27 protein-coding genes are annotated in these 24,649 nt (G+C 51.3%); 16 read left to right on the top strand and 11 right to left on the bottom strand.

Translation table 11 applies throughout. From position 1 onward, the window contains the following. Positions 1-35: 35 nt before the first annotated feature. Positions 36-1,112: a glycosyltransferase family 9 protein gene (locus ACZ3HG_RS19515; protein ID WP_465333981.1), complete on the bottom strand. Its 1,077-nt coding sequence runs from the start codon at positions 1,110-1,112 to the stop codon at positions 36-38. Between the two features lie 303 nt (positions 1,113-1,415). Here ACZ3HG_RS19515 and galE point away from each other — a divergent pair, with 303 nt between their 5' ends. Continuing rightward, positions 1,416-2,432, top strand: coding sequence for a UDP-glucose 4-epimerase GalE (gene galE, locus ACZ3HG_RS19510; RefSeq protein WP_465333979.1), 1,017 nt, complete (start codon positions 1,416-1,418; stop codon positions 2,430-2,432). A gap of 60 nt (positions 2,433-2,492) precedes the next feature. On the opposite strand, the gene ACZ3HG_RS19505 is transcribed toward galE, so the two are convergent. Next, positions 2,493-3,455, bottom strand: a complete 963-nt coding sequence (locus ACZ3HG_RS19505) for a polysaccharide deacetylase family protein (protein WP_191935336.1) — start codon at positions 3,453-3,455, stop codon at positions 2,493-2,495. Positions 3,456-3,633: 178 nt separating this feature from the next. Between ACZ3HG_RS19505 and rfaQ the strand changes: the two genes are divergently transcribed. From rfaQ to ACZ3HG_RS19490, 3 genes are read left to right on the top strand one after another with little or no spacing between them, the layout of a single operon-like run. After that, the gene (rfaQ, locus tag ACZ3HG_RS19500; RefSeq protein WP_191935337.1) at positions 3,634-4,701 is read left to right on the top strand and encodes a putative lipopolysaccharide heptosyltransferase III; all 1,068 of its coding nucleotides are present in this window, start codon (positions 3,634-3,636) and stop codon (positions 4,699-4,701) included. After that, complete coding sequence (locus tag ACZ3HG_RS19495; protein ID WP_191935338.1) at positions 4,698-5,828, top strand: glycosyltransferase family 4 protein; 1,131 nt, start codon at positions 4,698-4,700, stop codon at positions 5,826-5,828. The genes rfaQ and ACZ3HG_RS19495 overlap by 4 nt, the downstream gene beginning before the upstream one ends. Further along, positions 5,825-6,928, top strand: a complete 1,104-nt coding sequence (locus ACZ3HG_RS19490) for a glycosyltransferase (protein ID WP_191935339.1) — start codon at positions 5,825-5,827, stop codon at positions 6,926-6,928. The genes ACZ3HG_RS19495 and ACZ3HG_RS19490 overlap by 4 nt, the downstream gene beginning before the upstream one ends. Before the next feature lie 42 nt (positions 6,929-6,970). Here the strand turns inward: ACZ3HG_RS19490 and ACZ3HG_RS19485 are convergent, their stop codons facing one another. Beyond that, the gene (locus tag ACZ3HG_RS19485; protein ID WP_191935388.1) at positions 6,971-7,987 is read right to left on the bottom strand and encodes a glycosyltransferase family 9 protein; all 1,017 of its coding nucleotides are present in this window, start codon (positions 7,985-7,987) and stop codon (positions 6,971-6,973) included. Positions 7,988-8,277: 290 nt separating this feature from the next. Here ACZ3HG_RS19485 and ACZ3HG_RS19480 point away from each other — a divergent pair, with 290 nt between their 5' ends. The 4 genes from ACZ3HG_RS19480 (at position 8,278) to coaD (ending at position 11,968) form a co-directional block, all read left to right on the top strand. Then, positions 8,278-9,279: a glycosyltransferase gene (locus ACZ3HG_RS19480; protein ID WP_465333975.1), complete on the top strand. Its 1,002-nt coding sequence runs from the start codon at positions 8,278-8,280 to the stop codon at positions 9,277-9,279. A gap of 161 nt (positions 9,280-9,440) precedes the next feature. Beyond that, positions 9,441-10,715 carry a lipid IV(A) 3-deoxy-D-manno-octulosonic acid transferase gene (gene waaA, locus ACZ3HG_RS19475; protein ID WP_191935341.1) on the top strand — a complete coding sequence of 425 codons (1,275 nt, stop codon included), beginning with the start codon at positions 9,441-9,443 and terminating at the stop codon, positions 10,713-10,715. Then, complete coding sequence (locus ACZ3HG_RS19470) at positions 10,716-11,492, top strand: glycosyltransferase family 2 protein (protein WP_191935342.1); 777 nt, start codon at positions 10,716-10,718, stop codon at positions 11,490-11,492. It begins immediately after the preceding gene. Next, positions 11,489-11,968: a pantetheine-phosphate adenylyltransferase gene (coaD, locus tag ACZ3HG_RS19465; RefSeq protein ID WP_191935343.1), complete on the top strand. Its 480-nt coding sequence runs from the start codon at positions 11,489-11,491 to the stop codon at positions 11,966-11,968. The genes ACZ3HG_RS19470 and coaD overlap by 4 nt, the downstream gene beginning before the upstream one ends. Positions 11,969-11,977: 9 nt before the next feature. On the opposite strand, the gene mutM is transcribed toward coaD, so the two are convergent. The 4 genes from mutM to radC form a co-directional block, all read right to left on the bottom strand. Further along, positions 11,978-12,787, bottom strand: coding sequence for a bifunctional DNA-formamidopyrimidine glycosylase/DNA-(apurinic or apyrimidinic site) lyase (gene mutM / locus ACZ3HG_RS19460; RefSeq protein WP_465333972.1), 810 nt, complete (start codon positions 12,785-12,787; stop codon positions 11,978-11,980). 114 nt (positions 12,788-12,901) lie between these two features. After that, positions 12,902-13,069: a 50S ribosomal protein L33 gene (gene rpmG / locus ACZ3HG_RS19455; protein ID WP_001051798.1), complete on the bottom strand. Its 168-nt coding sequence runs from the start codon at positions 13,067-13,069 to the stop codon at positions 12,902-12,904. A gap of 16 nt (positions 13,070-13,085) precedes the next feature. Then, entirely contained in the window at positions 13,086-13,322 is a 237-nt protein-coding gene (gene rpmB / locus ACZ3HG_RS19450; protein ID WP_062746922.1) for a 50S ribosomal protein L28, read from the bottom strand. A gap of 296 nt (positions 13,323-13,618) precedes the next feature. Next, on the bottom strand, positions 13,619-14,290 hold the full coding sequence (radC, locus tag ACZ3HG_RS19445) for a RadC family protein (RefSeq protein WP_465333970.1): 672 nt from the start codon (positions 14,288-14,290) through the stop codon (positions 13,619-13,621). A gap of 191 nt (positions 14,291-14,481) precedes the next feature. Here radC and coaBC point away from each other — a divergent pair, with 191 nt between their 5' ends. The 3 genes from coaBC (at position 14,482) to slmA (ending at position 16,844) form a co-directional block, all read left to right on the top strand. Beyond that, positions 14,482-15,693 (top strand): bifunctional phosphopantothenoylcysteine decarboxylase/phosphopantothenate--cysteine ligase CoaBC, encoded by a 1,212-nt coding sequence (coaBC, locus tag ACZ3HG_RS19440; protein ID WP_191937113.1) that lies wholly within the window; start codon positions 14,482-14,484, stop codon positions 15,691-15,693. After that, positions 15,671-16,129: a dUTP diphosphatase gene (dut, locus tag ACZ3HG_RS19435; protein WP_191935346.1), complete on the top strand. Its 459-nt coding sequence runs from the start codon at positions 15,671-15,673 to the stop codon at positions 16,127-16,129. The genes coaBC and dut overlap by 23 nt, the downstream gene beginning before the upstream one ends. 118 nt (positions 16,130-16,247) lie before the next feature. Continuing rightward, entirely contained in the window at positions 16,248-16,844 is a 597-nt protein-coding gene (slmA, locus tag ACZ3HG_RS19430) for a nucleoid occlusion factor SlmA (RefSeq protein WP_191935347.1), read from the top strand. Between the two features lie 100 nt (positions 16,845-16,944). On the opposite strand, the gene pyrE is transcribed toward slmA, so the two are convergent. Both pyrE and rph read right to left on the bottom strand, forming a co-directional pair. Then, a complete protein-coding gene (gene pyrE / locus ACZ3HG_RS19425) occupies positions 16,945-17,586 on the bottom strand; it encodes an orotate phosphoribosyltransferase (protein WP_465333967.1) in 642 nt (213 codons plus the stop codon). A 57-nt stretch (positions 17,587-17,643) separates the two neighbouring features. After that, a complete protein-coding gene (gene rph, locus ACZ3HG_RS19420; RefSeq protein ID WP_191935349.1) occupies positions 17,644-18,360 on the bottom strand; it encodes a ribonuclease PH in 717 nt (238 codons plus the stop codon). Positions 18,361-18,571: 211 nt separating this feature from the next. Here rph and ACZ3HG_RS19415 point away from each other — a divergent pair, with 211 nt between their 5' ends. Continuing rightward, positions 18,572-19,756 (top strand): NupC/NupG family nucleoside CNT transporter, encoded by a 1,185-nt coding sequence (locus ACZ3HG_RS19415; protein ID WP_062746936.1) that lies wholly within the window; start codon positions 18,572-18,574, stop codon positions 19,754-19,756. Positions 19,757-19,803: 47 nt separating this feature from the next. Here the strand turns inward: ACZ3HG_RS19415 and ACZ3HG_RS19410 are convergent, their stop codons facing one another. Continuing rightward, on the bottom strand, positions 19,804-20,232 hold the full coding sequence (locus ACZ3HG_RS19410) for a DUF3574 domain-containing protein (RefSeq protein WP_465333964.1): 429 nt from the start codon (positions 20,230-20,232) through the stop codon (positions 19,804-19,806). A gap of 154 nt (positions 20,233-20,386) precedes the next feature. On the opposite strand from ACZ3HG_RS19410, the gene ACZ3HG_RS19405 reads away from it, so the two are divergent. After that, a complete protein-coding gene (locus tag ACZ3HG_RS19405; RefSeq protein WP_062746939.1) occupies positions 20,387-21,250 on the top strand; it encodes a YicC/YloC family endoribonuclease in 864 nt (287 codons plus the stop codon). 30 nt (positions 21,251-21,280) lie between these two features. Here the strand turns inward: ACZ3HG_RS19405 and ACZ3HG_RS19400 are convergent, their stop codons facing one another. Beyond that, positions 21,281-22,204 carry a LysR substrate-binding domain-containing protein gene (locus ACZ3HG_RS19400; protein WP_191935352.1) on the bottom strand — a complete coding sequence of 308 codons (924 nt, stop codon included), beginning with the start codon at positions 22,202-22,204 and terminating at the stop codon, positions 21,281-21,283. 212 nt (positions 22,205-22,416) lie between these two features. Between ACZ3HG_RS19400 and ACZ3HG_RS19395 the strand changes: the two genes are divergently transcribed. From ACZ3HG_RS19395 to ACZ3HG_RS19385, 3 genes are read left to right on the top strand one after another with little or no spacing between them, the layout of a single operon-like run. After that, positions 22,417-23,028: a hypothetical protein gene (locus ACZ3HG_RS19395; RefSeq protein ID WP_465333961.1), complete on the top strand. Its 612-nt coding sequence runs from the start codon at positions 22,417-22,419 to the stop codon at positions 23,026-23,028. A 12-nt stretch (positions 23,029-23,040) separates the two neighbouring features. Further along, a complete protein-coding gene (locus tag ACZ3HG_RS19390; protein WP_191935354.1) occupies positions 23,041-23,817 on the top strand; it encodes an AfsA-related hotdog domain-containing protein in 777 nt (258 codons plus the stop codon). Further along, on the top strand, positions 23,810-24,640 hold the full coding sequence (locus ACZ3HG_RS19385) for a hypothetical protein (protein WP_465333959.1): 831 nt from the start codon (positions 23,810-23,812) through the stop codon (positions 24,638-24,640). Before ACZ3HG_RS19390 ends, ACZ3HG_RS19385 begins: the two co-directional genes overlap by 8 nt. The last annotated feature ends 9 nt before the right edge of the window (positions 24,641-24,649 follow it).

Here is a 24,649-nt window from a genome sequence, read left to right as displayed (position 1 = left end):
GATAAACACCGACACACCGATGCCTTTCGGTGTGTCTATTGCTTAGCGAAGGCTAACAGTGAAACTTTTTCCTTAACCGACTCTGCACTTATTTGTTCCAGTGGTTGCCTGCTGTCAGGCAGGGTATGGGTCATTTTCATAATAATATGCTGTGCTAAATCCTGATAAGGCCCCGTATGTTTAGGCTCCGCATCAGCGTAAAGACTCACGGTCGCGGTTTGCAGCGCAATAGCCAGATGAAGTGGCCCGGTATCCCCTGTCACTAATACATCAAATCCATCGATCAGCGTGAGTAATTCGGCCAGGGAGGTTTTTCCCACCTGATTATCTACATGAGAAAATATCTCTGCGCCGACCCGCCGCTCGAACTCAGCAACTAATCCTCTGTCTTTAGGCCCACCAATCAATATAATCTGATAGTTCTCATGCTGATATAAGAGCGTTGCCAACTCGGCAAAGCGAGCGACCGGCCAACAGCGCTTGGCTTCAGAGGCACCCATCTGAAAACCGATGCGAATGTTATTTCCCTGCTTTTCTGCCGCACGATATGCGACTGGAATACGCATGCGGGGATCGTCATTACGACATCCCAGGGCGGTGAGCAAATCAAGTTTACGCTGGATCAAATGTCCGTTATAAGGCATCGAATACAGATTGAGCCAGCGGTTCATAAGCGGACTGTCTACGCGATACTGATCGCGGACAATATATTCGCTGCCAGAAAGAACGGCGCAAAATATATCATAGGGCATATAAGAGTGCAGAATAACGGTTAACTGCGGCCGAAAAGAGCGTAACGATTTTATTAGCCGATGTGCATTTCTTATTTTATTATCCCAGTAGAGGACCTCGACGAACCACGGGCTGCTATCCACTAACGGACGGTTTTTTTCACTCGAAACCAGCACAAATTCAGCCTGCGGATAACGTTGCTTTAAGGCAAAAATAGCAGAGGTGTTGAACATCAAATCGCCCAGCGCCGTGGTTGAAAAAATCGCAATGCGCTGAAACTCACTGTCTGAATTCAGAGGTCTATTTTTTTTCAAATGGCGAAAAAAAAAGGTATAAAACATTAATACCCGGTTAATCCACTTAATTTTAGATACCTTCATTGTTACCACTCAATTTGTCTTATAAAACACTTCCAGATTCATACGCTGGAACGGCATCGACGCTGTATGCTTTCACTACAAAGCAAGGTCATTAAATCAACAAATCATAATACATATGTATCGTATGATAGCACTGTTCTGGGGGAGTTTCGACGGTTCAGCTATGCCGCAGAACCGCAGTAAGCGGGCCCGGGAGCGTGTTGCACTTGCCTTCTTAATCACGCACTATATTACGTGAGCTAAAAATGTTGGCCGAACGACGGGAAGTCACGTCAGACACAGAGAGAGAGTGTGAAGATCTGTATGGCAATTCTGATAACGGGTGGTGCCGGGTATATCGGTTCGCACACAGTGCTTTCGTTGCTGAAGCACCATTATGAAGTCGTGGTGCTGGACAATCTCATCAACGCATCACCGGTGGCGCTGGGGAAAGTCGAAAGCCTAACAGGGTGCAAGGTCACCTTTTACCGGAACGATATCCGGGAACGGGAGACATTAAGAACGATTTTTTCCCGACATAACATTTCAGCCGTCATTCATTTTGCTGGTCTGAAATCTGTTGGTGAGTCTGTTGCTAAACCCCTTGAGTACTACCAAACCAACGTTGCCGGCACTTTAGTCTTGCTGGAAGAAATGTATGCTGCTGGAGTGAAAGATTTTATATTCAGTTCTTCCGCGACCGTCTATGGCACCCCAACGACAATACCGCTCAAAGAAACTGCAAGAATAGGTGGTACCACTAACCCTTATGGTACCTCAAAGCTGATGGTTGAGCAGATTTTGGTCGATGTAGCAAAAGCCTGGCCAGAGATGTACATAACCATCCTACGTTACTTCAACCCTGTTGGTGCCCATGAATCAGGCCTGATTGGTGAAGATCCCAATGGGATCCCGAATAATCTCATGCCCTATATTTCTCAGGTTGCCAGCGGCAAATTACAGCAGTTGTCCATTTTCGGAAATGACTACCCTACCCCTGATGGCACCGGCGTAAGGGACTATGTTCATGTTATGGATTTAGCGGAAGGTCACCTGAAAGCACTGCAAAACATCCGGCAGTCTCCCGGGGTCAGTACCTATAATCTGGGCACGGGAGTCGGGTATTCAGTGTTGCAAATGCTGGCAGCATTCGAAAAGATATCTGGCAAAAAAGTGCCTTACCAAATGGTGCCGCGTCGCGAAGGAGATATCGGCGAATGCTGGGCTGATGTTGAAAAAGCCTACCAATATTTGGGCTGGAAAGCACAGCGAGGCCTGGAAGAAATGATGCGCGATGCCTGGAACTGGCAGGAACAAAATCCCAACGGTTATCAGCAATAGACCGGGTTTATTAAAGCTTATGTGCCGGGCCCACCGGCACACTGCTGCTTTATCGCAAAACTACACCTTGCTTGTTTTAGCCTGATAGTACTCTGCCAGTGTTTTTCCCACCGTACGTTCAGAGAGCCAGCTAAAGAGCTGTTCCAGATCCTGGTACAAACGTTCAATATGTTGCTCTGTTGCAAATGTGGGGCTTCCGCCCGGCATAAACTCAGAAGAGTGCAGCATGAATTCAACGTAATCCTGTCCCTCATCCAGCGACTGCCGCACAACCTGTTTCATGTTCTCAACATTACCACCTGAAGGTCGCAGCCAGTTTACGGAGGGTGAACGTCGCTTACCCCGCAAACGGTCATAACCACTCTTCAATGAATTCATTAAGCCAGAATGTTTGTACTGGATAGTCATTGGGACTTCTAACAGTGATGACGTTCCAGCTCGCGCAATATTTTTTTCATCCATGAAGTAGGCGTGTGAAGGGAAATTGCGATAGTTTGTCCCCCCTTTCCCTTCTGGATTACCCGGGGAAAACTGCCAGTTCACCTTTGGTGTCACAGAACAGTCGACCACGTAGCCGAACTCAATCAGCAAAGCTGCATAGTATTCATTAAAGGCCCAGCGCCCGGCACGATGACTCAGCATTTTCGTCTGAAACGTGTCTTCCAGCAACCGGGTCATAAACTCAACCTTACTGCGGATCAGCCCGGCCGGGTATTCAATCAGGTACGGTTTATAACGCCAGTCATCATCCGTGAGCGGATCAAGCGGCGGGCTGTTCCACGCATGCAGATGCATTCCAACTTCGCCAGCACCACGCGCAATAACATCGCGGGCAAAAGCAACATAATCATCATCCACCGCCATCTCATAGTTAGTCAGATACACCGGCTTAAAGGCATACTTTTCACACAGCGCCTGAAATCGCGGAAGATATTGGGTGTTCCTGGTCGAAATGAGGTTGTGGTTTTCCCACAGGTTATCGCCCTCCGTATCGATGGTAATAATGAACGCTGGTTTGACCATGGATTTATAACCTGAATTATGCTTTTGGCCTTATGTTACGCAGCCCCTTTCCTCAGAGCAAATGACTTTGCATGCAGTCGCCCACTTGATTACCCGCCTGGGTAAAACCGAGCAGTGCTAGCCACGATGCCATTGCTCCATTAGAATTCACCTTCTGTATCCTGGAAAGCAATACATCATGAATTCAGCCCTTGTTCCCCTGCCAAAACGCATTTTGGTTATTAAACTCCGTCATCATGGCGATATGTTGCTCACGACACCGGTCATTAATACGCTGAAGCAAAACTGGCCGGAGGCAGAAGTGGATGTGCTGCTGTATCAGGAAACCAGAGAGATGCTCTCTGCCAACCCCTGCATCGCCCGACTGATATCCATCGACCGACAGTGGAAGAAGCTTGGTCCTGCTGTCCATGTAAAGCAAGAGTGGGCGCTTTTGCAGCAGCTGCGCGCACGCCAGTACGATGTAGTGATTAATCTGGCAGACCAATGGCGCAGTGCGCTCGCGGCACGCTGGACCGGTGCAAGGATTAGACTTGGCTTTGATTTCCCCAAACGGCAGGGAGCATTATGGCGCTTCTGCCATACAAAGCGGGTCACGGTTGCCGGACATGGTCAGTTGCATACCGTTGAGCAAAACCTTTCGCTGCTTGAACCCCTGGGCGACCTGGCGTACACCACTCAGGTCACAATGAGTTATGAGGCCCGCGACTGGCAGCACGTTGAAAAATTACTTCATCAACACGCTGTTGCGGATCATTTCATTGTGGTTCAACCGACTTCGCGGTGGTTCTTCAAATGCTGGACGGAAGCTAAAATGGCGGCCACTATCACCGCTCTGCAAAAAGAAGGCTATACGTTGGTGATCACATCAGGCCCTGACAAGCGAGAGCAGGAAATGGTCGCGGCCATTATGGCAAATTGTCCGAAAGAACGGGTGATTTCACTGGCAGGCCAGCTCACTTTACGCCAGCTCGCAGCGCTCATTGATCATGCACATCTTTTCCTTGGGGTAGACTCTGTTCCGATGCACATGGCCGCTGCGCTAAACACGCCTTACGTGGCCCTTTTCGGCCCAAGCAAACTGACGCTATGGCACCCGTGGCAAGGAAAAGGGAAAACCATATGGGCAGGAGACTATGGCACGCTGCCCGACCCGGATAATGTGGATACAAAAACCAGTGAACGTTATCTTGATTTAATCCCCACTGAAGCCGTAATCAATGCCACAAGGGAGCTCCTGGAATGAAGCCGTTTCGTCTGGCGCTGGTACGCCAAAAATATCGTCCGGATGGGGGCGCCGAACGCTTTATTTCTCGTGCGTTACTCGCGCTGGAAAAAAAAGACCTCGAACTTAATGTGATTACGCGCGAATGGCAAGGTGACATTCACCCTGACTGGCATATCCATTTATGTAATCCGCTGAAGCTGGGTCGCATCAGCCGGGAACGGGGCTTTGCCTCAGCAGCGAGATCTATCTGGCAGCGTGAGAATTTTGATCTGGTACAGAGTCATGAGCGTATCGCTGGCTGTGATATCTATCGTGCAGGGGATGGGGTACACCGCAACTGGCTTCTTCAGCGGGCGCGTCAGCTTCCCGCCTGGCATCGTACTCTTATGTTTAACAGTCCCTATCATCGTTTCGTGATGCAGGCAGAAAAAGACATGTATTCAGCCCCGGAGTTGAAAGCAGTGATCTGTAACGCGGAGATGATTAAACGCGAGATAGTTGAGCAGTTTCAGGTTGCGCCAGAAAAAATCACCGTTATCTACAACGCTATCGATAACCACGCCTTTCGGCCTGCGGATATCGCCCTTAAGCATCAGTTGCGCCAGGCATATCAGTTACCAGAACAGGCGCATTGCCTGATTTTTGTCGGCTCTGGTTTTGAAAGAAAGGGACTGGAAGCCGCTATTCGTGCGATTGCACCGACAGAGAGTTACCTGATGGTGATCGGGCGGGATAAAAATCAAAAATCTTATCAGGCGCTTGCCGGATCTCTGGGCTGCCAGTCACGGGTTCGTTTTATGGGCGTTCAGAAAAGCACCCTGCCATTTTATCAGGCCGCAGATGCCCTGTTATTGCCCACCCTTTATGATCCTTTTCCCAATGTCATTCTCGAAGCCATGGCCTGCGGTTTACCCGTTATTACCAGCGAAACCTGCGGTGGTGCTGAATTTATCAGCGAAGGCATCAATGGTTTCGTCACCGATGCGCTGGACATTCCCTCGCTGACGGCGGCCATCCGGCAGTTGCCGCTTGAGGCGCTTGGCTCTGCAATGGGCCACTCTGCGCGGGAGAAAATTCTGCCTTATCATCCTGCGAGCCTTTCGTCACAATTGATCGACCTTTATCAAAGAGTACTAACTCAATGAAAAGCCATATTTTGTTTATCATCGATGGGCTGCCCGGTGGCGGCGCAGAAAATGTCACCCTCACGCTGGCAAAAGGTATAGCGCAGCGCGGCCACACTGTCACGCTTCTCTCTTTAAGTGACCGGCTTGATTATGAAATACCAAAAGAAATCAACTATATAGTGGATAAAGATACTGGAGGAAAAGGGCCATTACGTAAACTTTGTGAATTGAGAAGGCGTGCTGCTTCAGTGGACCATTTATTACCTGCGCTTTTTCTTCAATATGGTAAACCCAGCCTGGTGATCAGCAGCCTGCACAAAACAGATCGCATTGTGGTGCGCTCTCGCGTACTCAGAGCCTGTAATCTGTGGTTGTGTGTTCACGGCATGTTCTCACGATCCTATCTGGGTAATAAAACCGGTTTCAGCCGCTGGCTAAAAACAAACAAAATAAAAAAAGTATATAAAAACCGCAATATTATCTCTGTCTCAGATGCCGTTGGTGAGGATTTAGTCAGCAACGTGGGACTGAAACCCAAAACGATAATGACTATTTATAATCCGTTCCATCTTAATGAAATTACTGCGCGTGCGGCTTTAAGCAATCCCTATGAACAAGAATCATACATTGCTCATGTGGGCCGATTTCATCAGGTGAAAAGGCACGATCGTTTATTAGAAGCCTTTTCGCTGGCCAACCTGCCCTGCAAGTTAATTATCATTGGCCAGGGAGAAGCTGACGTCACCCAAAAAATTCAGGACAAGGTTTTACAACTCAACTTGCAGGATAACGTTATTTTTACAGGCTTTATCAGCAATCCGCTACCGGTGATTAAAGGGGCTAAAATGATCGCCCTGAGTTCAGATAGCGAGGGATTACCATCTGTACTTATTGAAGCACTCATTTGCCATACGCCGGTCGTCAGTACAGCCTGTCCGGGTGGCGCTTCTGAGATTATGACCGGTGAACTTCAACCTTTCCTGGCCGAGTTAACCAGTTCCTCACTGGCAGAGAAAATGCGCCAGGCATGGTATTCGCCTCCGGTTATTCGCGAAGAGATGTACAATAAATTCAGTTATGACATCACTATTGATCGATACTTATCACTACAAAAATGATAAGTATCGTTTACTGATGACAGCCGTTCAGCGTGCTGATTTTTAATGCTGCAACTGGATTTTATCCCACACTTCGTCAACAGATATATCGCTGCAGTTCCCTGAGTCTGTTTGCATGATCTCATATCGACCAGACCAGGGATGCCAGGCGTTGCGGTCGGTATCACCAAAGAAGACGACCTGCTTTTTATTCATCGCGGCCGCAAGATGCATCTGACCGCCATCACTGCACAGTATCAGGTCGCAATGCTCGTAGGCAGCAAGCAGTTCACGCACTGAAGCGGTAGGGTAAAGTGATACGCGGGGATCCTGACATGTCGCCAATAGCTGCTCGGCACGATGCTGGTCACCGACATCATCCGGGGCCAACGTGCCCTGAGGTGACCAGAAAATGCAGACGCTGCTGTGGCTGTTTTCCTGCAGATAATGTTGGATGATTGCCGCGTAGCGCTCCAGCGGCCATCGACGCTTTTCACTCCGGCTACTGATATGGACAGCTAATCCGACCGGGTAATCTGATGGTCGATTTTTCAGCCGGCTGGCAGCCTGTTGCTGTTCATCCCGGGTCAGCCAGACACGCACCGGAGGGATGGCGATCTGCCTGTCGGTCAGTGCCGATAAATAACTGAATGTCCGCTCCACCTGGTGCTGGCCCTGGAAATCTTCCGGGCTGAAAGGGATGGTTATGCCGCGATCGCCCTTCGAAGCGCCAATGATATTTTTCGCCCCAATCATTTTTGCCATTCTCAGGCTGTATTTACAAGGTGTTGGATTAGCCAGAATCACCGCATCAAACGCAATCCGCCGCAGCTGCAAAATGATTTTTATCCTTTCGACATAGATGCCGACTTTCGATTCATTTTCTGTTCGGTGTTTGGCTTTACGGTAAATAAAAACCTGCTTAATGAAAGGATTATTTTTTACCACATCGTGGCTAACGGTATTAATCAAAAGGTAGATGTTAGCATCCGGAAAGGCGGTTTTTGCCCCCTCGATTAACGGGGTGGTACACACCAAATCGCCAATATTGTCACGGCGTATAATCAAAATATTCTTCATTACCAACCTGCTAACAAACAGTCTGCTTATGTCTACCGGAGTTCCGTCCTGCTGGACGTGACTCGCCTGATAACCCTCCTTGTTCTGGTGAAAACCACCTTCTGCCCACACTTTCCCAGTGGATTCGCAAACCTATGCGTGTAACACGATGACGTCCTGTCGTGCTCTGACAATCTTACTTTATGGATTGCACACTTAATGCTAAAAAAAATCCAGCAAAACATTTAATATTCACTAACTAGTTGAAATTTCAATGGATTGAGATTTTCTTAAATGAAAAGGACGCTGCAATGTCTGCCACACCACTGCTTAGTGTGATTGTTCCTCTGTATAACGCGGGTGTGTTATTTGCCCCTTTTATGACCTCTCTGCTGTCACAGACCTTTCGCGATCTGGAAATCATTATCGTGGATGATGGCTCGACGGATGGTTCAGGAGAGCGGGCAGAGGAGTATGCCCGCAGGGCCTCTCATATCAGGGTTATCCATCAGGAGAATGGCGGCGTTTCGCGGGCGCGTAACACTGGGATGAAGTACATCAGGGGAACATATGTCACGTTCCCCGATGCGGACGATATTCTTGAACCGGAGATGTTCAGCACGTTAGTCGCTATGGCTACCACAGACGATCTGGATGCCGCGCAGTGTAATGCCTGGCGAACCAGTACTCCTGGGAGGAAGGAAAAGGTATTAATTCCTGCCCGCCGGCTGCATTCCACTCCGGTCCTCAGTGGTGCCTCGTGGTTAAATCGGGCGCTGAAAACGCATCGCTATCTGCACGTCGTGTGGCTGGGTATCTATCGCGTTTCACTCATCCGGCAATGTAACCTGACCTTTATACCCGGGCTCCATCATCAGGATATTCTGTGGACCACCGAGTTTATGCTAAATGCACGACGGGTCAGGTATAACGAGCGTCCCCTATACAGCTATCTGTCACATGAACAGTCCATCAGTAACCGCCCAAGAACAGGCCAGGCAAACGTTGAGTACCAGCGTCATTACCTGAAAATTTGTCAAAAGCTGGAGGAGATAAACCAGCAATATAGTCGCTTCGTCAACATTCATCGCTCGCTTTACGCACAGATCACCCGGGAAGCGCTCACCGTCTGTCATGCCATACGCCGGGAGCCAGATGAAACGGCCAGACAGGCGATGATTGCTGATTTTTGGGCGGCTGAGATGCCACTCAGAATGCGGCGTAATGCACGAGGCCTGCAGCAAAAGTATCATTTATTGCTCTGGATGAGCCGCCTGCGCCGCTGGCGAAAATCTGCGCCAGCGCAGACCTGAACGGATAACTGCACCTGAATCACGCGGTCTGCTCTGTAAACCCCAGAGCGATGGCCATGAAGTAGTGTGAGACCGCCGCACTTATCTGCTAACATGCCGCATTATTTTTCTTTTTCGGCCATCTCTGGACGTAAGTCTCTGTTCACCTGAAAAACAATGCGATGATTACCATTTATACCGCTCTGCTCTATATTATTCAGCCTCTTATCTGGTTGCGCCTCTGGCTGCGCGGCCGGAAGGCACCCGCCTACCGAAAGCGCTGGGCGGAACGTTATGGTTTTTGTGCAGGGAAAGTGAAGCCAGACGGTATCCTGCTGCACTCCGTATCCGTGGGGGAAACGCTGGCTGCGATCCCGCTGGTTCGCGCACTGCGTCATCGTTACCCCCATCTGCCCATCGTGGTAACCACCATGACCCCAACGGGGTCAGAGCGTGCCAGCTCGGCCTTCGGGAAGGACGTCCACCACGTGTACCTGCCCTATGATCTGCCGGGAGCCATGAACCGTTTCTTCGATACCGTGCGTCCACGCCTGGTGATCATCATGGAAACCGAACTGTGGCCAAATATGATCACCCAGCTGCATACGCGCAAAATCCCGCTGGTGATCGCCAATGCCCGTTTGTCAGAGCGCTCGGCGAAGGGCTACGCGAAAATCGGCAAATTCATGAAACGCCTGCTGCAGCGCATTACCCTGATTGCCGCACAGAATCAGGAGGACGGGGAGCGGTTTATTGGTCTGGGCGTAAAACGATCGCAACTGGCCGTTACCGGCAGCCTTAAATTCGATATCTCTGTCACGCCAGAACTGGCAGCACGAGCCATCACGCTCCGTCGCCAGTGGGCCCCGCGCCGTCCGGTATGGATTGCCACCAGCACCCATGAGGGTGAAGAGAGTATTATTCTGGATGCCCACCGCAAGCTGCTGGCCCGCTTCCCTAACCTGCTGCTGATTCTGGTGCCCCGCCATCCTGAACGTTTTGATGTGGCACGCACCCTGACGCAGAAGGCCGGATTCAGCTATACCCTTCGCAGCAGCGGTGAAATCCCGTCTGGGAGTACTCAGGTGGTGATAGGCGATACCATGGGTGAACTGATGCTGCTGTATGGTATTGCTGACCTGGCCTTCGTCGGCGGCAGTCTGGTTGAGCGCGGCGGCCACAACCCGTTGGAGCCGGCAGCCCATGCCATTCCGGTCCTGATGGGGCCGCATATCTTTAACTTCAAGGATATCTGCGCCCGCCTGCAGCAGGCCGACGGTCTGATCACCGTGACCGATGCCGACTCGCTGGATAAAGAGATCGGGACCTTGCTGACCGATGAGGACTATCGCCTCTATTACGGCCGCCACGCCGTAGACGTACTGCATCAGAATCAGGGCGCACTTCAGCGCCTGCTGCATTTACTTGAACCACACCTGCCACAGCGGAATCATTAAATGAGCGTACGCCAGAAAATATCGGTCGTGATGATAGCGAAAGATGCAGCTGACGTGCTGCCCGAATGCCTGGCGTCGGTGAACTGGGCGGATGAGATAGTCCTGCTCGACTCCGGCAGCAGCGATGGTACGCCGGACATTGCTCTGCGTCACGGTGCACAGGTTTTTCATTCAGACCAGTGGCACGGGTATGGTAAACAGCGCCAGCTGGCGCAGAGTTATGCCACTCACCCGATGATTCTGATGATCGACAGCGACGAGCGCGTCACACCCGAGTTAAAGCAGGCCATTGACGCCATACTCTGCCAGCCGCCGTCGGAAAAAATCTACAGCATTGCGCGACGCAACCTGTTCCTCGGACGTTTTATGCGCCACAGCGGCTGGTATCCTGATCGCGTCACGCGCCTCTATCCCCGGCAATATCAGTACAACAATAATCAGGTGCATGAATCACTGGAAACGGGTCAGGTCAAAGCCACTCCGTTAAGCGGCGATCTGCTGCACCTGACCTGCCGTGACTTCTCCGCCTTTCAGTGGAAACAGTTTGCCTACGCAGAAGCCTGGGCCAGGCAGCGCCATCAGCAGGGAAAACGCTGTGGTATCGTCGCTATTTTTGGCCATACCGCTGGGGCGTTCCTGAAAACGCTGGTGCTGCGGGCAGGATTTCTGGATGGCAAACAGGGCTGGCTGCTGGCCGTGGTCAACGCGCAGTATACTTTCAATAAATACACGGCCCTCTGGGCTCTGAATCACGCATCCAGGAGCGGCAGACTATGAGCACCAAAGCCATCTACCCCGGCACCTTTGACCCGATGACCAATGGCCATCTTGATATCGTTACGCGTGCTGCGTTGATGTTTGATCACATCGTCCTGGCTGTCGCAGCCAGTCCGAGCAAGAAACCGCTGTTCTCGTTAGAAGAGCGTGTCGCCCTGGCCTGTGAGGTAGTGGCACATCTGCCCAATGTAGAGGTCGTAGGCTTCAGTGACCTGATGGCTAACTTTGCGAAAGCGCAACAGGCCAACGTACTGGTGCGTGGTCTGAGGGCCGTTTCCGACTTTGAATACGAGCTTCAGCTGGCGCATATGAACCGCCATTTACTGCCGACGCTGGAAAGCGTATTCCTGATGCCCTCTGAAGCTTATTCCTTTATTTCATCATCCCTGATGAAAGAGGTGGCGCGCCATGGCGGAGAAGTTCAGGCATTCCTGCCAGCCCCGGTTTACAGGGCGCTGAAAGAAAAGCTCGGATAAAAGCGCGGTTTACCTCTGGCAGTGCCGGCAGAAAAAGGTGCTGCGCTGCCCGTGTTTACTGCTTTCTATCGGCATCCCGCACTGGCGGCAAGGTTCACCCGCACGGCCATACACCTGTAATTCCTGTGCAAAATATCCCGGCTTACCGTCGCTTTGCAGAAAATCGCGCAGCGTTGTGCCGCCCTGTTCGATGGAGCGCAGCAGCACCGCTTTAATGGTGGCAACCAGCAGCCCGCAATCTGATTCAGTCAGCGCCATCGCGGGGCGATCGGGCAGGATCCCCGCGACAAACAGTGATTCACTGGCATAAATATTCCCGACGCCGACCACCACCTTGTTATCCATCAACCAGGGTTTCACTGCCGTGCGTTTCCCGCGCGATTTTTCAAACAGATACGGCGCGGAGAACACGTCACTCAGCGGTTCCGGACCAAGATGTGACAATACGGAACTGGCAGCAAGATCCGGAGCCCACAGCCAGGCACCGAAGCGACGGGGATCGGTATAGCGCAGTACCTTGCCATTACTCATTACCAGATCAACATGATCGTGCTTTGCCGCAGGAAGATCTTCCGGTAACACCCGCAGGCTGCCCGACATCCCCAGGTGTATGATGATCCACCCCGCCGGCAGTTCCAGCAGCAGGTATTTAGCCCGGCGCTGGACGCTCAGTACGGGCTGGTCGCTCAGCGCGTGGATCTCCTGAGATACCGGCCAGCGCAGGCGGGAATTACGCACCACAGCATGTAATATCGTCGCCCCAACCAGATGCGGCTCAATCCCGCGTCGACTGGTTTCAACCTCTGGTAACTCTGGCATTGCCCTGCCTCCGTATCGCGCTGTCAGCGCTTCGCTTTAACCACGTATTCTATAAGAAAAGCTGAAAACAAAAAAACCCGGCCGGGGCCGGGTTTTTTTATCCACTGAGATTAATTACTTAATCTTAGCTTCTTTATAGATCACGTGCTGGCGGACAACTGGATCGAATTTCTTCAGTTCCAGTTTCTCCGGCTTAGTACGCTTGTTCTTCGTGGTGGTATAGAAGTGACCTGTACCAGCAGAAGAAACCAGCTTGATCTTCTCACGAATACCTTTAGCCATGTTTCAGTTCCTTACCTTAGTACTTCTCACCGCGGGCACGGAGATCGGCCAAGACCGTATCAATACCCTTTTTATCAATTACGCGCATGCCATTGGCAGATACGCGCAGTGTAACGAAGCGCTTTTCGCTCTCAATCCAAAAACGATGAGAGTGCAGGTTCGGCAGGAAACGGCGTTTCGTCGCGTTCATTGCGTGGGAACGGTTGTTACCCGTTACCGGACGCTTGCCAGTTACTTGGCAGACTCGTGACATGTCTATTCTCCAAAAATCAAATCAGCTCGAGCTTTAAAAATAAGGTTCTGGCCGCCTCGTCAGGCTTATAGCCCATCCAGGCGAGTTCTATGTGAACCCGCTGAGTAGGCTCAACGCCAAACCCGAGATTCTCAAAGGTGGCGTAGTATACGCCCTGTAGCGCGAGTGCTCAAGTCCCGAACAGATAAAGATCCCTCAGGATCGCGTACTATTGTCTCTTTTGTACGGGAAATGCGCGGTTCAGGCGGTAGAAAAGTGAAATTAAACCCAGAAATGGTTAAATAACATCCAACCCGTCAGAGCCAGCTTCGCTCCGCAAAAGAGACATATTCACCCCGTCCAATCACAATATGGTCAAGCACCCGGATATTCATCAGGGTACAGGCCCGCACGATTTGTTGCGTAATATGACGATCGGCACGGCTGGGTTCAGCCAGTCCAGATGGATGATTATGCGCCAGAATGAGCGCCGCCGCATTCCGTTTTAACGTTTCACGCACAATCTCACGTGGATGCACTTCTACGCTATTGAAAGTACCACTGAACATTTCGCTGGTATGGATAATCCGATGCTGATTATCAAAAAAGATCACCTGAAAGATTTCCCGTTCCCGGTGTGCCAGGGAACTGTTGAAAAAATCCAGCATCTGTTCCGTGCTATTGACTACGCGATTTTCCAGCGCTTCCCGGCAGGTAAAGCAGCGCCGCGCCAGTTCTGCCACCGCATTCAGCTGTGCATACTTTGCGGTGCCCACCCCATCGATCGCGGTTAACGCCTCCGGTGTCGCGGTGAGCAGCCGATGCAGTGATCCAAATTTATCGAGTAGCTGTTCCGCCAGTGTCATCACGTGAACCCCGCGAGAACCAATCCGCAGGAAAATAGCCAGCAGTTCAACATCACTGAGCGCGTGTGCGCCGAATTCGAACAATTTTTCTCGCGGCGGGAGGCCAAGCCATGGCTCTTTCATTTTTTCTTCTCCTTCCTGAATGAGAAAAATAATGGCATTATATACAGTAGTTTTCTAACCTGACGTGCCGATTTTACGTACTGCCTCGCAAATATTGTGCAGTCATCCCCCTCACAAAGGAGTGTGATAAAATAGGGAGATTACGGCGCTACGGCATCGGGCAGGTTTAACAGAAGGCGAACAGCAAAATGATGGGATTAAGCGGAAAGCGTATTGTCCTTGGCGTCAGCGGCGGTATTGCGGCCTATAAAACACCGGAACTGGTACGTCGGCTACGCGATCGCGGTGCGGACGTTCGGGTTGTGATGACCGATGCGGCAAAAGCCTTCATTACCCCGCTCAGTCTGCAGGCGGTCTCCGGTTATCCGGTCTCTGACGATTTGCTTGACCCGGCTGCCGAAGCGGCCATGGGCCATATTGAGTTAGGCAAATGGGCGGACCTGGTCATCCTCGCACCCGCGACAGCCGACCTGATTGCGCGCGTCACTGCCGGCATGGCCAACGATCTGCTGACCACCGTCTGCCTGGCAACGCCGGCACCGGTGGCGGTAGTTCCGGCGATGAATCAGCAGATGTATCGCGCACTGCCGACACAGCACAACCTACATCTGCTGGCACAGCGTGGCGTATTGATCTGGGGTCCGGACAGCGGTAGCCAGGCCTGCGGTGATATCGGGCCGGGACGCATGCTCGATCCGCTGGCAATAGTGGAGCTGGCCGTGGGCTGGGCAGCCCCCGTCAACGATCTGCAACATCTCAATATTATGATCACCGCCGGCCCGACCCGGGAAGCTCTCGACCCGGTGCGTTTTATCAGTAACCACAGCAGTGGGAAAATGGGGTTTTCCCTTGCTGCCGCGGCTGCAAAACGCGGTGCAAAGGTGACGCTGGTTGCGGGCCCGGTCGCGTTAGCGACGCCTCCAGGCGTGGCGCGCATTGATGTCATAACGGCGCTGGAGATGCAGCAGGCGGTAATGGCGCAGGCCACTGCCCAGCACATTTTTATTGGCTGTGCTGCGGTTGCAGACTACCGGGCAGCTGCCGTGGCGGAAGAAAAAATTAAAAAACAGGGGGATGAAATCACCCTGCGCATGATAAAAAATCCAGATATTGTGGCTGGGGTAGCCGCGATGCAGCACAACAGGCCCTATGTTGTAGGATTTGCTGCTGAAACCCAGAATGTGGAAGAATACGCGCAAGAAAAGCGGACACGTAAAAATCTGGACGTGATCTGCGCCAACGACGTTTCCAAAACCGGGCAGGGTTTCAATAGCGATACCAATGCTCTTCACCTTTTTTGGCAGAAGGGAGACAAGGTCTTACCGCTGTGCGATAAGTCGCTCCTTGGCCAACAGTTATTAGACGAGATTGTCAGCCTTTATGATGAAAAAAATCGACGTTAAAATCCTTGATGCGCGTGTCGGTACCGATTTTCCCTTACCGACCTATGCCACATCAGGATCCGCCGGGCTCGATCTTCGCGCCTGCCTGGATGACGCTTTCGTGCTCGAACCCGGCGTGACCACGCTGGTACCGACGGGTTTAGCGATCCATATTGCTGACCCGGGGCTGGCTGCTGTCATACTGCCCCGGTCGGGACTGGGCCATAAACATGGCGTCGTGCTCGGCAATCTGGTGGGTCTGATCGATTCCGATTATCAGGGCCAGCTCATGGTTTCCGTCTGGAACCGCGGGCAGGACTCCTTTACTATCGAACCGGGTGAGCGTATTGCACAGATGGTTTTCGTGCCAGTCGTCCAGGCAGAGTTCAATCTGGTCAGTGACTTTGATTCCAGCGAGCGCGGCGAAGGGGGTTTCGGCCATTCAGGTCGCCAGTAGCTCTCCACTGCTCTCATAACGACGATAAACTGGATTTTACGTCCGTAAACCATGTGTTTACGGACGTTGAGTGGGCCTTTGCCCGTTTATGGTGATGTTTTCAGGGGTCTTTTAAGACATGGTTGAAAAAAAGAGTGCGAAACGGAATCGCCGTGAAGAAATCCTGCAGGCGCTGGCACAAATGCTGGAATCCAGCGATGGAAGTCAGCGCATTACAACGGCCAAACTGGCGGCCAGTGTTGGGGTTTCTGAAGCGGCGCTTTACCGGCATTTTCCCAGTAAAACCAAGATGTTTGACAGCCTTATCGAGTTTATCGAAGATAGCCTGATTACGCGCATCAATCTGATTCTGAAAGACGAAAAAGAGACGCTGCCGCGCTTACGTATGATCACTCAGTTAATTCTGGGCTTTGGTGAGCGTAATCCGGGTTTAACGCGCATTTTAACCGGCCATGCGCTGATGTTCGAACAGGATCGTCTGCAGGGGCGTATTAACCAGCTTTTTGAGCGTATCGAAGTGCAGCTGCGCCAGGTGATGCGTGAAAAGAAAATGCGCGAGGGTGAAGGGTTTACCACCGATGAAACGCTGCTGGCCAGCCAGCTACTGGCATTCTGCGAAGGGCTGCTGTCACGCTTTGTCCGTTCAGAGTTTCGTTATCGCCCTACCGTTGACTTTGATGTGCGCTGGCCGCTCCTGGCGGCTCAGCTCGTCTGACGTTGCGGGTCGATCGCCACAGGGCCGGCGGGAAGAGGATTGCCCCCTGAGCAGGGGCGGACCCACGGTTGCGGTCCGCCCGCATAACCGGGCAGGCCGGTTAAATGCCAAATTCGCTGCGGTAAGCGCGAACCGACACCAGATGATCGGCCATCTCAGGCTGTGCTTCGAGGTAAGTAATCAGGTCTTTGAGCGTAATGATCGAAATCACCTTGCAGCCGTAGTCCCGCTCCACTTCCTGTATCGCAGAGATGTCCCCCTGCCCGCGCTCCTGCCGATCGAGAGAAATCAGCACGCCAGCCAGCATCGCCTGATGGGCCGCGATAATTTCCATTGATTCCCGGATAGCAGTACCCGCCGTAATCACATCGTCGACCAGCATGATCTTACCCTGCAGCGGGCTGCCCACCAGCGTACCGCCTTCTCCATGGGCTTTGGCCTCTTTGCGGTTAAAGCAGTAAGGCACATCACGATCGTGGTGATCGGCCAGCGCTACCACGGTGGTTGTGGCAATCGGGATGCCTTTATAGGCCGGGCCAAAGACCAGATCGAAATCAATACCGGAATCCACCAGCGCCTGGGCATAGAAACGGCCCAGCAGGGCGAGATCACGCCCGGTATTGAACAGTCCGGCGTTAAAGAAATAAGGGCTTTTACGCCCTGATTTCAGCGTGAACTCACCAAACTTCAGCACCTGCTTGTTGATGGCGAATTCGATAAATTGGCGCTGCCAGGCTTTCATGTCATCTTCCTCAAAATAATGGCGTAAAAAAGGCGACTTCATCGTCGCCTGGTAAAATCAGTTGGCCAGCGCCGCTTTTTGCGCCGCAACCAGCGTATCAATACCGCCCCGCGCCAGCGCCAGCAGCTTCAGCAGCTCATCGTGGCTGAACGGCTCACCTTCTGCCGTCCCCTGTACCTCTATCATGCGGCCATCTTCGGTCATCACCACATTCATATCGGTTTCAGCCGCAGAGTCTTCCACATACTCCAGGTCGCAGAGCGCTTCGCCCTTAACGATACCCACAGAGATAGCCGCGACCATGCCTTTCATCGGGTTGGCTTTCAGTTTACCGATGGAGACCAGATGGTTCAGCGCATCGGCAAGCGCCACACAGGCACCGGTAATAGAGGCGGTGCGGGTACCGCCGTCGGCCTGCAGCACATCGCAGTCCAGAGTGATGGTGAACTCCCCCAGCGCTTTAAGATCGATAGCAGCACGCAGTGAACGGGCAATCAGACGTTGGATCTCCAGGGTTCGTCCGCCCTGCTTCCCTTTAGCCGCTTCACGCGCGTTACGACTGTGGGTGGCACGAGGCAACATACCGTATTCAGCAGTGACCCAACCCTGGCCCTGACCTTTCAGAAAGCGTGGTACGCCGTCTTCGATAGTGGCGGTGCACAGGACTTTGGTATCACCGAATTCAACCAGCACAGAGCCTTCTGCGTGTTTGGTGTAATGACGGGTCAGGGTGACGGGACGCACCTGTTGTGCGCTACGACCTGATGGACGCATAATTTCTCTCCGGCTAGCTAAACATAATTGGCTGCGCATTATACGGATTTCGCCGCGGATTGCCTATCGCAGGTGGCCATCTAAGCAGGTTGTTATGCGAATGCCGTCTGTTTAAACGCTAAAACAGCAAGATAGCCCGCTACAGGGTGTAAAGCGTACCGAAATATGGCTAAATGCACCTCTTCGATAATTCCTCATGCCGGACCTGTGTATGACTTCTGTTTTCCATTTTATTCTGGCGCTGGCCATTATCTTCGGCCTGGCGTTACTGTTCAGTAATGACCGTAAAAAAATTCGCCCGCGCGTACTGCTGCAGCTGGTAGTGATTGAAGGCGCGCTGGCCTGGTTCTTCCTGCACGCCTCTGCCGGACTGACCATTGTTACCGCATTTTCCGGCTTCTTTGAAGTGCTGCTTAAGTACGCGGCGAAGGGCACCGACTTTGTCTTTGGTGGCATGGCGGCACAGGGAATGGCCTTTATCTTCCTTGGCGTGCTCTGCCCGATCGTGTTTATCTCCGCACTCATCGGTATCCTGCAGCATGTGAAAATCCTGCCGGTACTGATCAGGATCGTGGGTACCGTGCTGTCTAAAATCAATGGCATGGGCAAGCTGGAGTCATTTAACGCCGTCAGCACTCTGATCCTCGGGCAGTCAGAGAACTTTATTGCCTATAAAGGTATCCTGGCAGACATTTCCCCACGCCGCCTCTATTCCATGGCCGCGGCGGCGATGTCCACCGTGTCGCTGTCGATTGTCGGTGCCTACATGTCTATGATCGAGCCGCGCTACGTCGTGGCAGCGTTGATCCTCAACATGTTCAGCACCTTTATCATCCTGTCGATCATCAACCCGACACCGGTGGGTGATGAGCCGGAAATCCGCCTGGAAAAGCTGCATGAAGACCAGAGCTTCTTTGAAATGCTCGGTGAATACATCCTGGCAGGCTTCAAAGTAGCGATGATTATCCTGGCGATGCTGATTGGCTTTATCGCCTTGATTTCCGCAGTCAATGCGGTGTTTCTGGCCGTATTTGGCATCAGTTTCCAGCAGATCCTGGGCTATGTCTTCTGGCCGTTTGCCTGGCTGATTGGGATCCCGACCGCGGACGCGCTGTCTGCCGCCAGTATTATGGCGACCAAGCTGGTCACCAACGAGTTTGTTGCAATGATTGAGTTGAAGAAAATCGCCGCGGAACTGACGCCGCGCGGGCTGGGTATTCTGTCGGTCTTCCTGGTCTCCTTCGCCAACTTTGCCTCCATCGGCATCGTTGCCGGGGCAATAAAAGGGCTGAATGAGCAGCAGGGGAACGTGGTCTCACGTTATGGCCTGAAGCTGATTTACGGCTCCACGCTGGTCAGCCTGCTGTCCGCAGCCTTCGCCGGGCTGGTGCTGTAATCTCGGAACCCGGCGCAGCCGCGCCGGGTCTCATGAATGCAAAAACCTCAGAATGCCACGCATACCGGGGCATCCACCCGCATCACCGAATCCTGGGCAAAACGCTGCTTATAGCGCGCGCGCAATGCTTCGATTCCCTGTTCGCTCGCCTTATCAGCCGGGTGGATCAGCAGCAGCGCCTTACTGTTTTCGCGCGCCAGCTTTCCGTCATTCCCCTGCCACTGCCCTTTCGCCGCGAACACGGTCAGGCCCTCTTTAAAGCGCGGGGTAACCTCATTATCGATGAATGCCTGCCATTCCCCTTCGGTGATCGCGGTTCCCTGGGGACGATTAAGACCGAAATAGAGCGTGGTCTGGCTCATGGCGTCACCTACCGCGCAGACCGGCTGGACAGAGGAAGAGGATGGTCGATCTGTCACGGTACAGCCTGACAGCGCCAGCAGTACTAAAGAAAAAGTGAGGGCACGCGAGATCATGTTTTCTCCTGGAGATAGTGTTGTTCTGACGTTCAGCATCTTAAGCTGCTGACCACAAAACGTCAGCCAAAACACCGCCTTTTGACCGAATTCCTGTTAAGCCGCCGTCAGCACCGCTATAATCGCAGCTACTTTTCTTAAAACGGTACGCAAAATGATCCGCAGTATGACCGCCTACGCCCGGCGCGAGACCAAAGGCGAATGGGGCAGCGCAGCCTGGGAGCTGCGTTCCGTCAACCAACGCTATCTCGAAACCTACATCCGCCTGCCAGAGCAATTCCGTGGCCTGGAACCGGTGATCCGTGAACGCATCCGTAATCGCCTGACGCGCGGAAAAATCGAAGTCAATCTGCGGTTCGACGCAGATCCAAGCGCTCAGAGTTCGCTGGTGCTGAATGAGAAGCTGGCCATCCAGCTGGTGCAGGCGGCCAACTGGGTGAAAATGCAGAGCGATGAAGGTGAGATCAATCCCGTCGATATTCTGCGCTGGCCAGGCGTGATGTCGGCTGAAGAGCAGGATCTGGATACCATTTCTGCCCAGTTGCTGACCGCGCTGGATGCTGCCATCGACGAGTTTATTATCGCCCGTGAAAGCGAAGGTGCCGCACTGAAGACGCTGATCGAACAGCGTCTGGAAGGAGTCAGCGCCGAAGTAATTAAAGTGCGCACGCATATGCCAGACGTACTGAAATGGCAGCGCGAACGTCTGCTTACGCGTCTGGAAGAGGCGCAGGTCCAGCTGGAAAATAATCGCCTGGAGCAGGAACTGGTAATGCTGGCACAGCGTGTCGACGTGGCAGAAGAACTCGACCGCCTGGAAGCGCATGTCAAAGAAACCTATAACATCCTGAAGAAGAAGGAAGCGGTCGGCCGCCGTCTCGACTTTATGATGCAGGAGTTCAACCGCGAGTCGAACACCCTGGGGTCTAAATCCATTAATGCTGAAATCACCGCCTCAGCCATAGAGCTGAAAGTGCTGATTGAGCAGATGAGAGAACAGATTCAGAACATCGAGTAATACTCTTCTCATGGCATTAAAAAGCCCTGTTTACAGGGCTTTTTTTACGCTATTTTTCTCTGCCAGAGCCTCAACGCCGTTAATGACCGGCTGCCGTCGTTCATGCTTCCGCGTTGCCACGTAGACATCAATATTCAGTGACGACTGTGCATCGTCGGCCAGCGCGCGATAACATAATCCCTGCTGATTAAACGTACACATCGACTGCGGCATCAGCGTCATTCCTTTACCCCGTGCAATACTGGCAAGCAGCACAAGAGAGTCGTCCGGCTCTTTTATGCGCCTGAGCGTAAATGGAAGATGCTGAAAATAAGCCTCACATTTATCGTAATAGACGGGGTTAGCATGGCGGGGGAACCAGAACAGCGGCAGATCAGCAATGTCAGCCAGCGCAACCTTCTCTTTTAAACTGGCAGGGTGAGAGGACGGCATTGCCAGCAGGAGTGGTTCGCGGTAGATCCAGTGAAAACTAAAATCCTGATCGCTGTGCAAACTCTTTTCACCGATGATGACCATATCCATCTGCCCCTTAGAGAGGGACTGCAGAAGCTGACTGGATGTCTGATTCTGTATCTCGATCTCTTCGGCGCACATCAGTTTTTTTATTTTGTCATTAACCTGAGGAATATTATCGAAACTGAGCGTGCGGGTAAGACCAATTCGCAGATGGGACGGCTCTTTATTCATTTCACGAACGAATTTGGTGAACTCATTAATCAGGTGCGTTGCTTTATCCACCAGCATGGCGCCAGCTTCTGTCAGGCGAACTTCATGGGTATTGCGGGTAAACAGCTCACGCCCCAGTGCATCTTCCAGGGATTTAATCTGCCGGGTTAACGGTGGCTGAGTCATTCGCAGCCGTTCAGCGGCACGTCTGAAGTTAAGCTCCTGAGCAACCACAAGAAAGCATTGCAACTGCTTTATGCTGGGTAACTTACTATTAATGCTGTCCACAAATTCTCCGCAGCTGTTGGGGCATTATTCAGTTTTTGGCATCGATTTGATGGTTAACATATTATCTCACCTGAAAGTCTTTGTAAATTAATCAATATGTTACAAACCAAAACCTCTTGTGATACCTAAACCGTATTACAAAATTAACAATTCTCATAAAAAATCCAGATGATATTTTTATTCCTGAAATTCGCCCACTAAGGATAACTATCATGTCTGCTAAATATGTTTTAATTTCCCGCTTCCCACTCAAAAACAACGTAAACCCTTCTGCAATTACCGGACTAAAATCCACTTCAGAGAAAAAATATTTTTTCTCTGAGGAAAATGATATCCATGAACTTCTTGAACTTCGTTCATTTAACGATATAAAAGAGATTCCGTGGGTAGAGGGTGAGCTTGAGGCCGCCTTCCATAATATGGCATCGCTTCTTTCAGGTGATATTCGCCGCGAGTTGGTGAAATATGTAGAAGCCCCTATCGAAACTGATAAGTCGCTACCTGACACTAAATATATTCAACTTCGTCACGTTGAAGTTCCTGCTGATAATTATTCGCAATATCGCCACTGGCGTGATGAGACCATTTTCAATGTTGTTCGCGACAACAGAGATAAAATATCCAGCTTTGAAGCTTTTCACTCTCTTATTAGTGCTCTGCCAGGAGTTATGTTTATCTCATCATTTAATGGTGACAAAGATGAGTATAAAGAGGCATTCACAAATACTCGTTATCAGAACATTATCCAACAAGCCGGTGATAATTATATTACCGGAGGTAATGAAGGTCTTTATACTCGTATCTACAGCGCCTTTTCTTGTTGAAAGTGAGATTATATGAAAATTAAGAAAATTTTTGTTGTCGGTGATAAATTTAGTGAATTTACAAATGGTAAAAATGTTTTAACCATTTCACAATTGGAACTGCTTACACAAATACCGGCTAAAATAATCGATACTGAACATGAAATCATTGTTGGCCAGGGTGTCAGAGATGACTTTGCAAGAAAAGTCATCAAAAACCAGAAGCGTAATGAGATACATGATAACAAATTAAACATCATCTCATTAGAAAAACTGGCAGAGGCAAAGAAGAACTGTTACGCACATAAAAAAATAAAACACAATGTGCTGATTGGTGCTGCTGAAAAAGTAGAACATAACGATAAGTTATACGCGCTTCCCTTATTGATTGATGAGCGCTGCGAACTGATGGCCGACCATCAAACCGGGCAACATATTCAGGGCATGCTTTTAGTGGAAGCATGCAGGCAAACCTTTATTGCCGTAACAGAAGAGTTCTTCTTTAGCGGCAATAAAAACCGCTATTACGTGATAAACGGCATGGCTATTAATTTCAGCAATTTCCTTTTTCCGCTGCCCGCAGTGATGCATTACGAAATTCTGGAGCAGGATATTAATGATCGCCGCGCACGTTTTAAAGCGCAAATTCGTGTTACTCAACACGAGACGGCATGCGCGACGATGGATGTATCATTTACAGTTTATCCTTCCGAGGTGATCAGCAGCAAAGAGAGTGAACTGGCAATGACAGCGACACAAAATGCCTTTATTGCTGCACAGCAGACCCCGGTAGAGGCTATCCATGCCTGAAAACAGCCGGAAGTATGAACTGGCTGCCACCACGCAGGGGCCGCTTTACCCCCCTGCGGAGGTGATGGATAGTCAGGGTAACTTTGTTGTAGAGGGTATGATACCCGGTCAACACGGTGTTCGATGGGGTCGCGCCCTCGTTTCACCACAGAGTCCACTACCCGCTTTTGGCCAGGTCGCACCCTACACGATAGTGCGCTTTCTGGAAAAAGTAACGCCTCAAGAACTTGAAGAGATTGTGTTATTCACACTGCCTTTACCGATCCCTTTAAATAACTACAATATGTTATTCGCACCTGAGCAGCGACCAAAGGCCAACTCAGAGCAGCGTGATAGTCTTCCTCTGCATCAGGGACATATCTCTGATTACCGCGACAGCGATGGCAGGCGGAAAATCTCTCCAGTCACATTACGTCACTGGCTGGCTGCCAGAGGAGAACTGGTTGTCAGTGTCGCTGGCGACAGGAAAAGTGCCCGGTTCGAGTTTGTGTTCCATCATCTGGTGCCGAACAGTCTGTATACCATAATGAGTCTGCGCGAGCGCGACCTGGACCCGGAAAATACCAGCAGACCCGGTCCACTAGGCATACCGAATGTATTTATTACTGATGAATCAGGCCACGCCAGTTTCTGGGCAGAATTGCCTAATCCATTTCCAAAACGTCACCACCACAGCAATCGTATTATTAATGTCGTGGTGCTTTATATGAGTACTCAACAAAGTTATGGCGGCGCTATCGGTTTTTATGGACTGGGCGGTGATATACACGCTCAATTAAAACTTAAATTTCGCTCATTTGATGAATTTACGACGACCCCCTGAGGAAAAAAC

The sequence above is a fragment of the Erwinia sp. PME.40.26/001 genome (genome assembly GCF_055556675.1).
This window is presented reverse-complemented; position numbering and strand designations above follow the sequence as displayed.

Bases quoted from the DNA above. Each gene is read 5' to 3' on its own strand.
- ACZ3HG_RS19515 (WP_465333981.1), bottom strand. From the start codon at position 1,112: ATGAAGGTATCTAAAATTAAGTGGATTAACCGGGTATTAATGTTTTAT.
- galE (WP_465333979.1), top strand. From the start codon at position 1,416: ATGGCAATTCTGATAACGGGTGGTGCCGGGTATATCGGTTCGCACACA.
- ACZ3HG_RS19505 (WP_191935336.1), bottom strand. From the start codon at position 3,455: ATGGTCAAACCAGCGTTCATTATTACCATCGATACGGAGGGCGATAAC.
- rfaQ (WP_191935337.1), top strand. From the start codon at position 3,634: ATGAATTCAGCCCTTGTTCCCCTGCCAAAACGCATTTTGGTTATTAAA.
- ACZ3HG_RS19495 (WP_191935338.1), top strand. From the start codon at position 4,698: ATGAAGCCGTTTCGTCTGGCGCTGGTACGCCAAAAATATCGTCCGGAT.
- ACZ3HG_RS19490 (WP_191935339.1), top strand. From the start codon at position 5,825: ATGAAAAGCCATATTTTGTTTATCATCGATGGGCTGCCCGGTGGCGGC.
- ACZ3HG_RS19485 (WP_191935388.1), bottom strand. From the start codon at position 7,987: ATGAAGAATATTTTGATTATACGCCGTGACAATATTGGCGATTTGGTG.
- ACZ3HG_RS19480 (WP_465333975.1), top strand. From the start codon at position 8,278: ATGTCTGCCACACCACTGCTTAGTGTGATTGTTCCTCTGTATAACGCG.
- waaA (WP_191935341.1), top strand. From the start codon at position 9,441: ATGATTACCATTTATACCGCTCTGCTCTATATTATTCAGCCTCTTATC.
- ACZ3HG_RS19470 (WP_191935342.1), top strand. From the start codon at position 10,716: ATGAGCGTACGCCAGAAAATATCGGTCGTGATGATAGCGAAAGATGCA.
- coaD (WP_191935343.1), top strand. From the start codon at position 11,489: ATGAGCACCAAAGCCATCTACCCCGGCACCTTTGACCCGATGACCAAT.
- mutM (WP_465333972.1), bottom strand. From the start codon at position 12,787: ATGCCAGAGTTACCAGAGGTTGAAACCAGTCGACGCGGGATTGAGCCG.
- rpmG (WP_001051798.1), bottom strand. From the start codon at position 13,069: ATGGCTAAAGGTATTCGTGAGAAGATCAAGCTGGTTTCTTCTGCTGGT.
- rpmB (WP_062746922.1), bottom strand. From the start codon at position 13,322: ATGTCACGAGTCTGCCAAGTAACTGGCAAGCGTCCGGTAACGGGTAAC.
- radC (WP_465333970.1), bottom strand. From the start codon at position 14,290: ATGAAAGAGCCATGGCTTGGCCTCCCGCCGCGAGAAAAATTGTTCGAA.
- coaBC (WP_191937113.1), top strand. From the start codon at position 14,482: ATGGGATTAAGCGGAAAGCGTATTGTCCTTGGCGTCAGCGGCGGTATT.
- dut (WP_191935346.1), top strand. From the start codon at position 15,671: ATGATGAAAAAAATCGACGTTAAAATCCTTGATGCGCGTGTCGGTACC.
- slmA (WP_191935347.1), top strand. From the start codon at position 16,248: ATGGTTGAAAAAAAGAGTGCGAAACGGAATCGCCGTGAAGAAATCCTG.
- pyrE (WP_465333967.1), bottom strand. From the start codon at position 17,586: ATGAAAGCCTGGCAGCGCCAATTTATCGAATTCGCCATCAACAAGCAG.
- rph (WP_191935349.1), bottom strand. From the start codon at position 18,360: ATGCGTCCATCAGGTCGTAGCGCACAACAGGTGCGTCCCGTCACCCTG.
- ACZ3HG_RS19415 (WP_062746936.1), top strand. From the start codon at position 18,572: ATGACTTCTGTTTTCCATTTTATTCTGGCGCTGGCCATTATCTTCGGC.
- ACZ3HG_RS19410 (WP_465333964.1), bottom strand. From the start codon at position 20,232: ATGATCTCGCGTGCCCTCACTTTTTCTTTAGTACTGCTGGCGCTGTCA.
- ACZ3HG_RS19405 (WP_062746939.1), top strand. From the start codon at position 20,387: ATGATCCGCAGTATGACCGCCTACGCCCGGCGCGAGACCAAAGGCGAA.
- ACZ3HG_RS19395 (WP_465333961.1), top strand. From the start codon at position 22,417: ATGTCTGCTAAATATGTTTTAATTTCCCGCTTCCCACTCAAAAACAAC.
- ACZ3HG_RS19390 (WP_191935354.1), top strand. From the start codon at position 23,041: ATGAAAATTAAGAAAATTTTTGTTGTCGGTGATAAATTTAGTGAATTT.
- ACZ3HG_RS19385 (WP_465333959.1), top strand. From the start codon at position 23,810: ATGCCTGAAAACAGCCGGAAGTATGAACTGGCTGCCACCACGCAGGGG.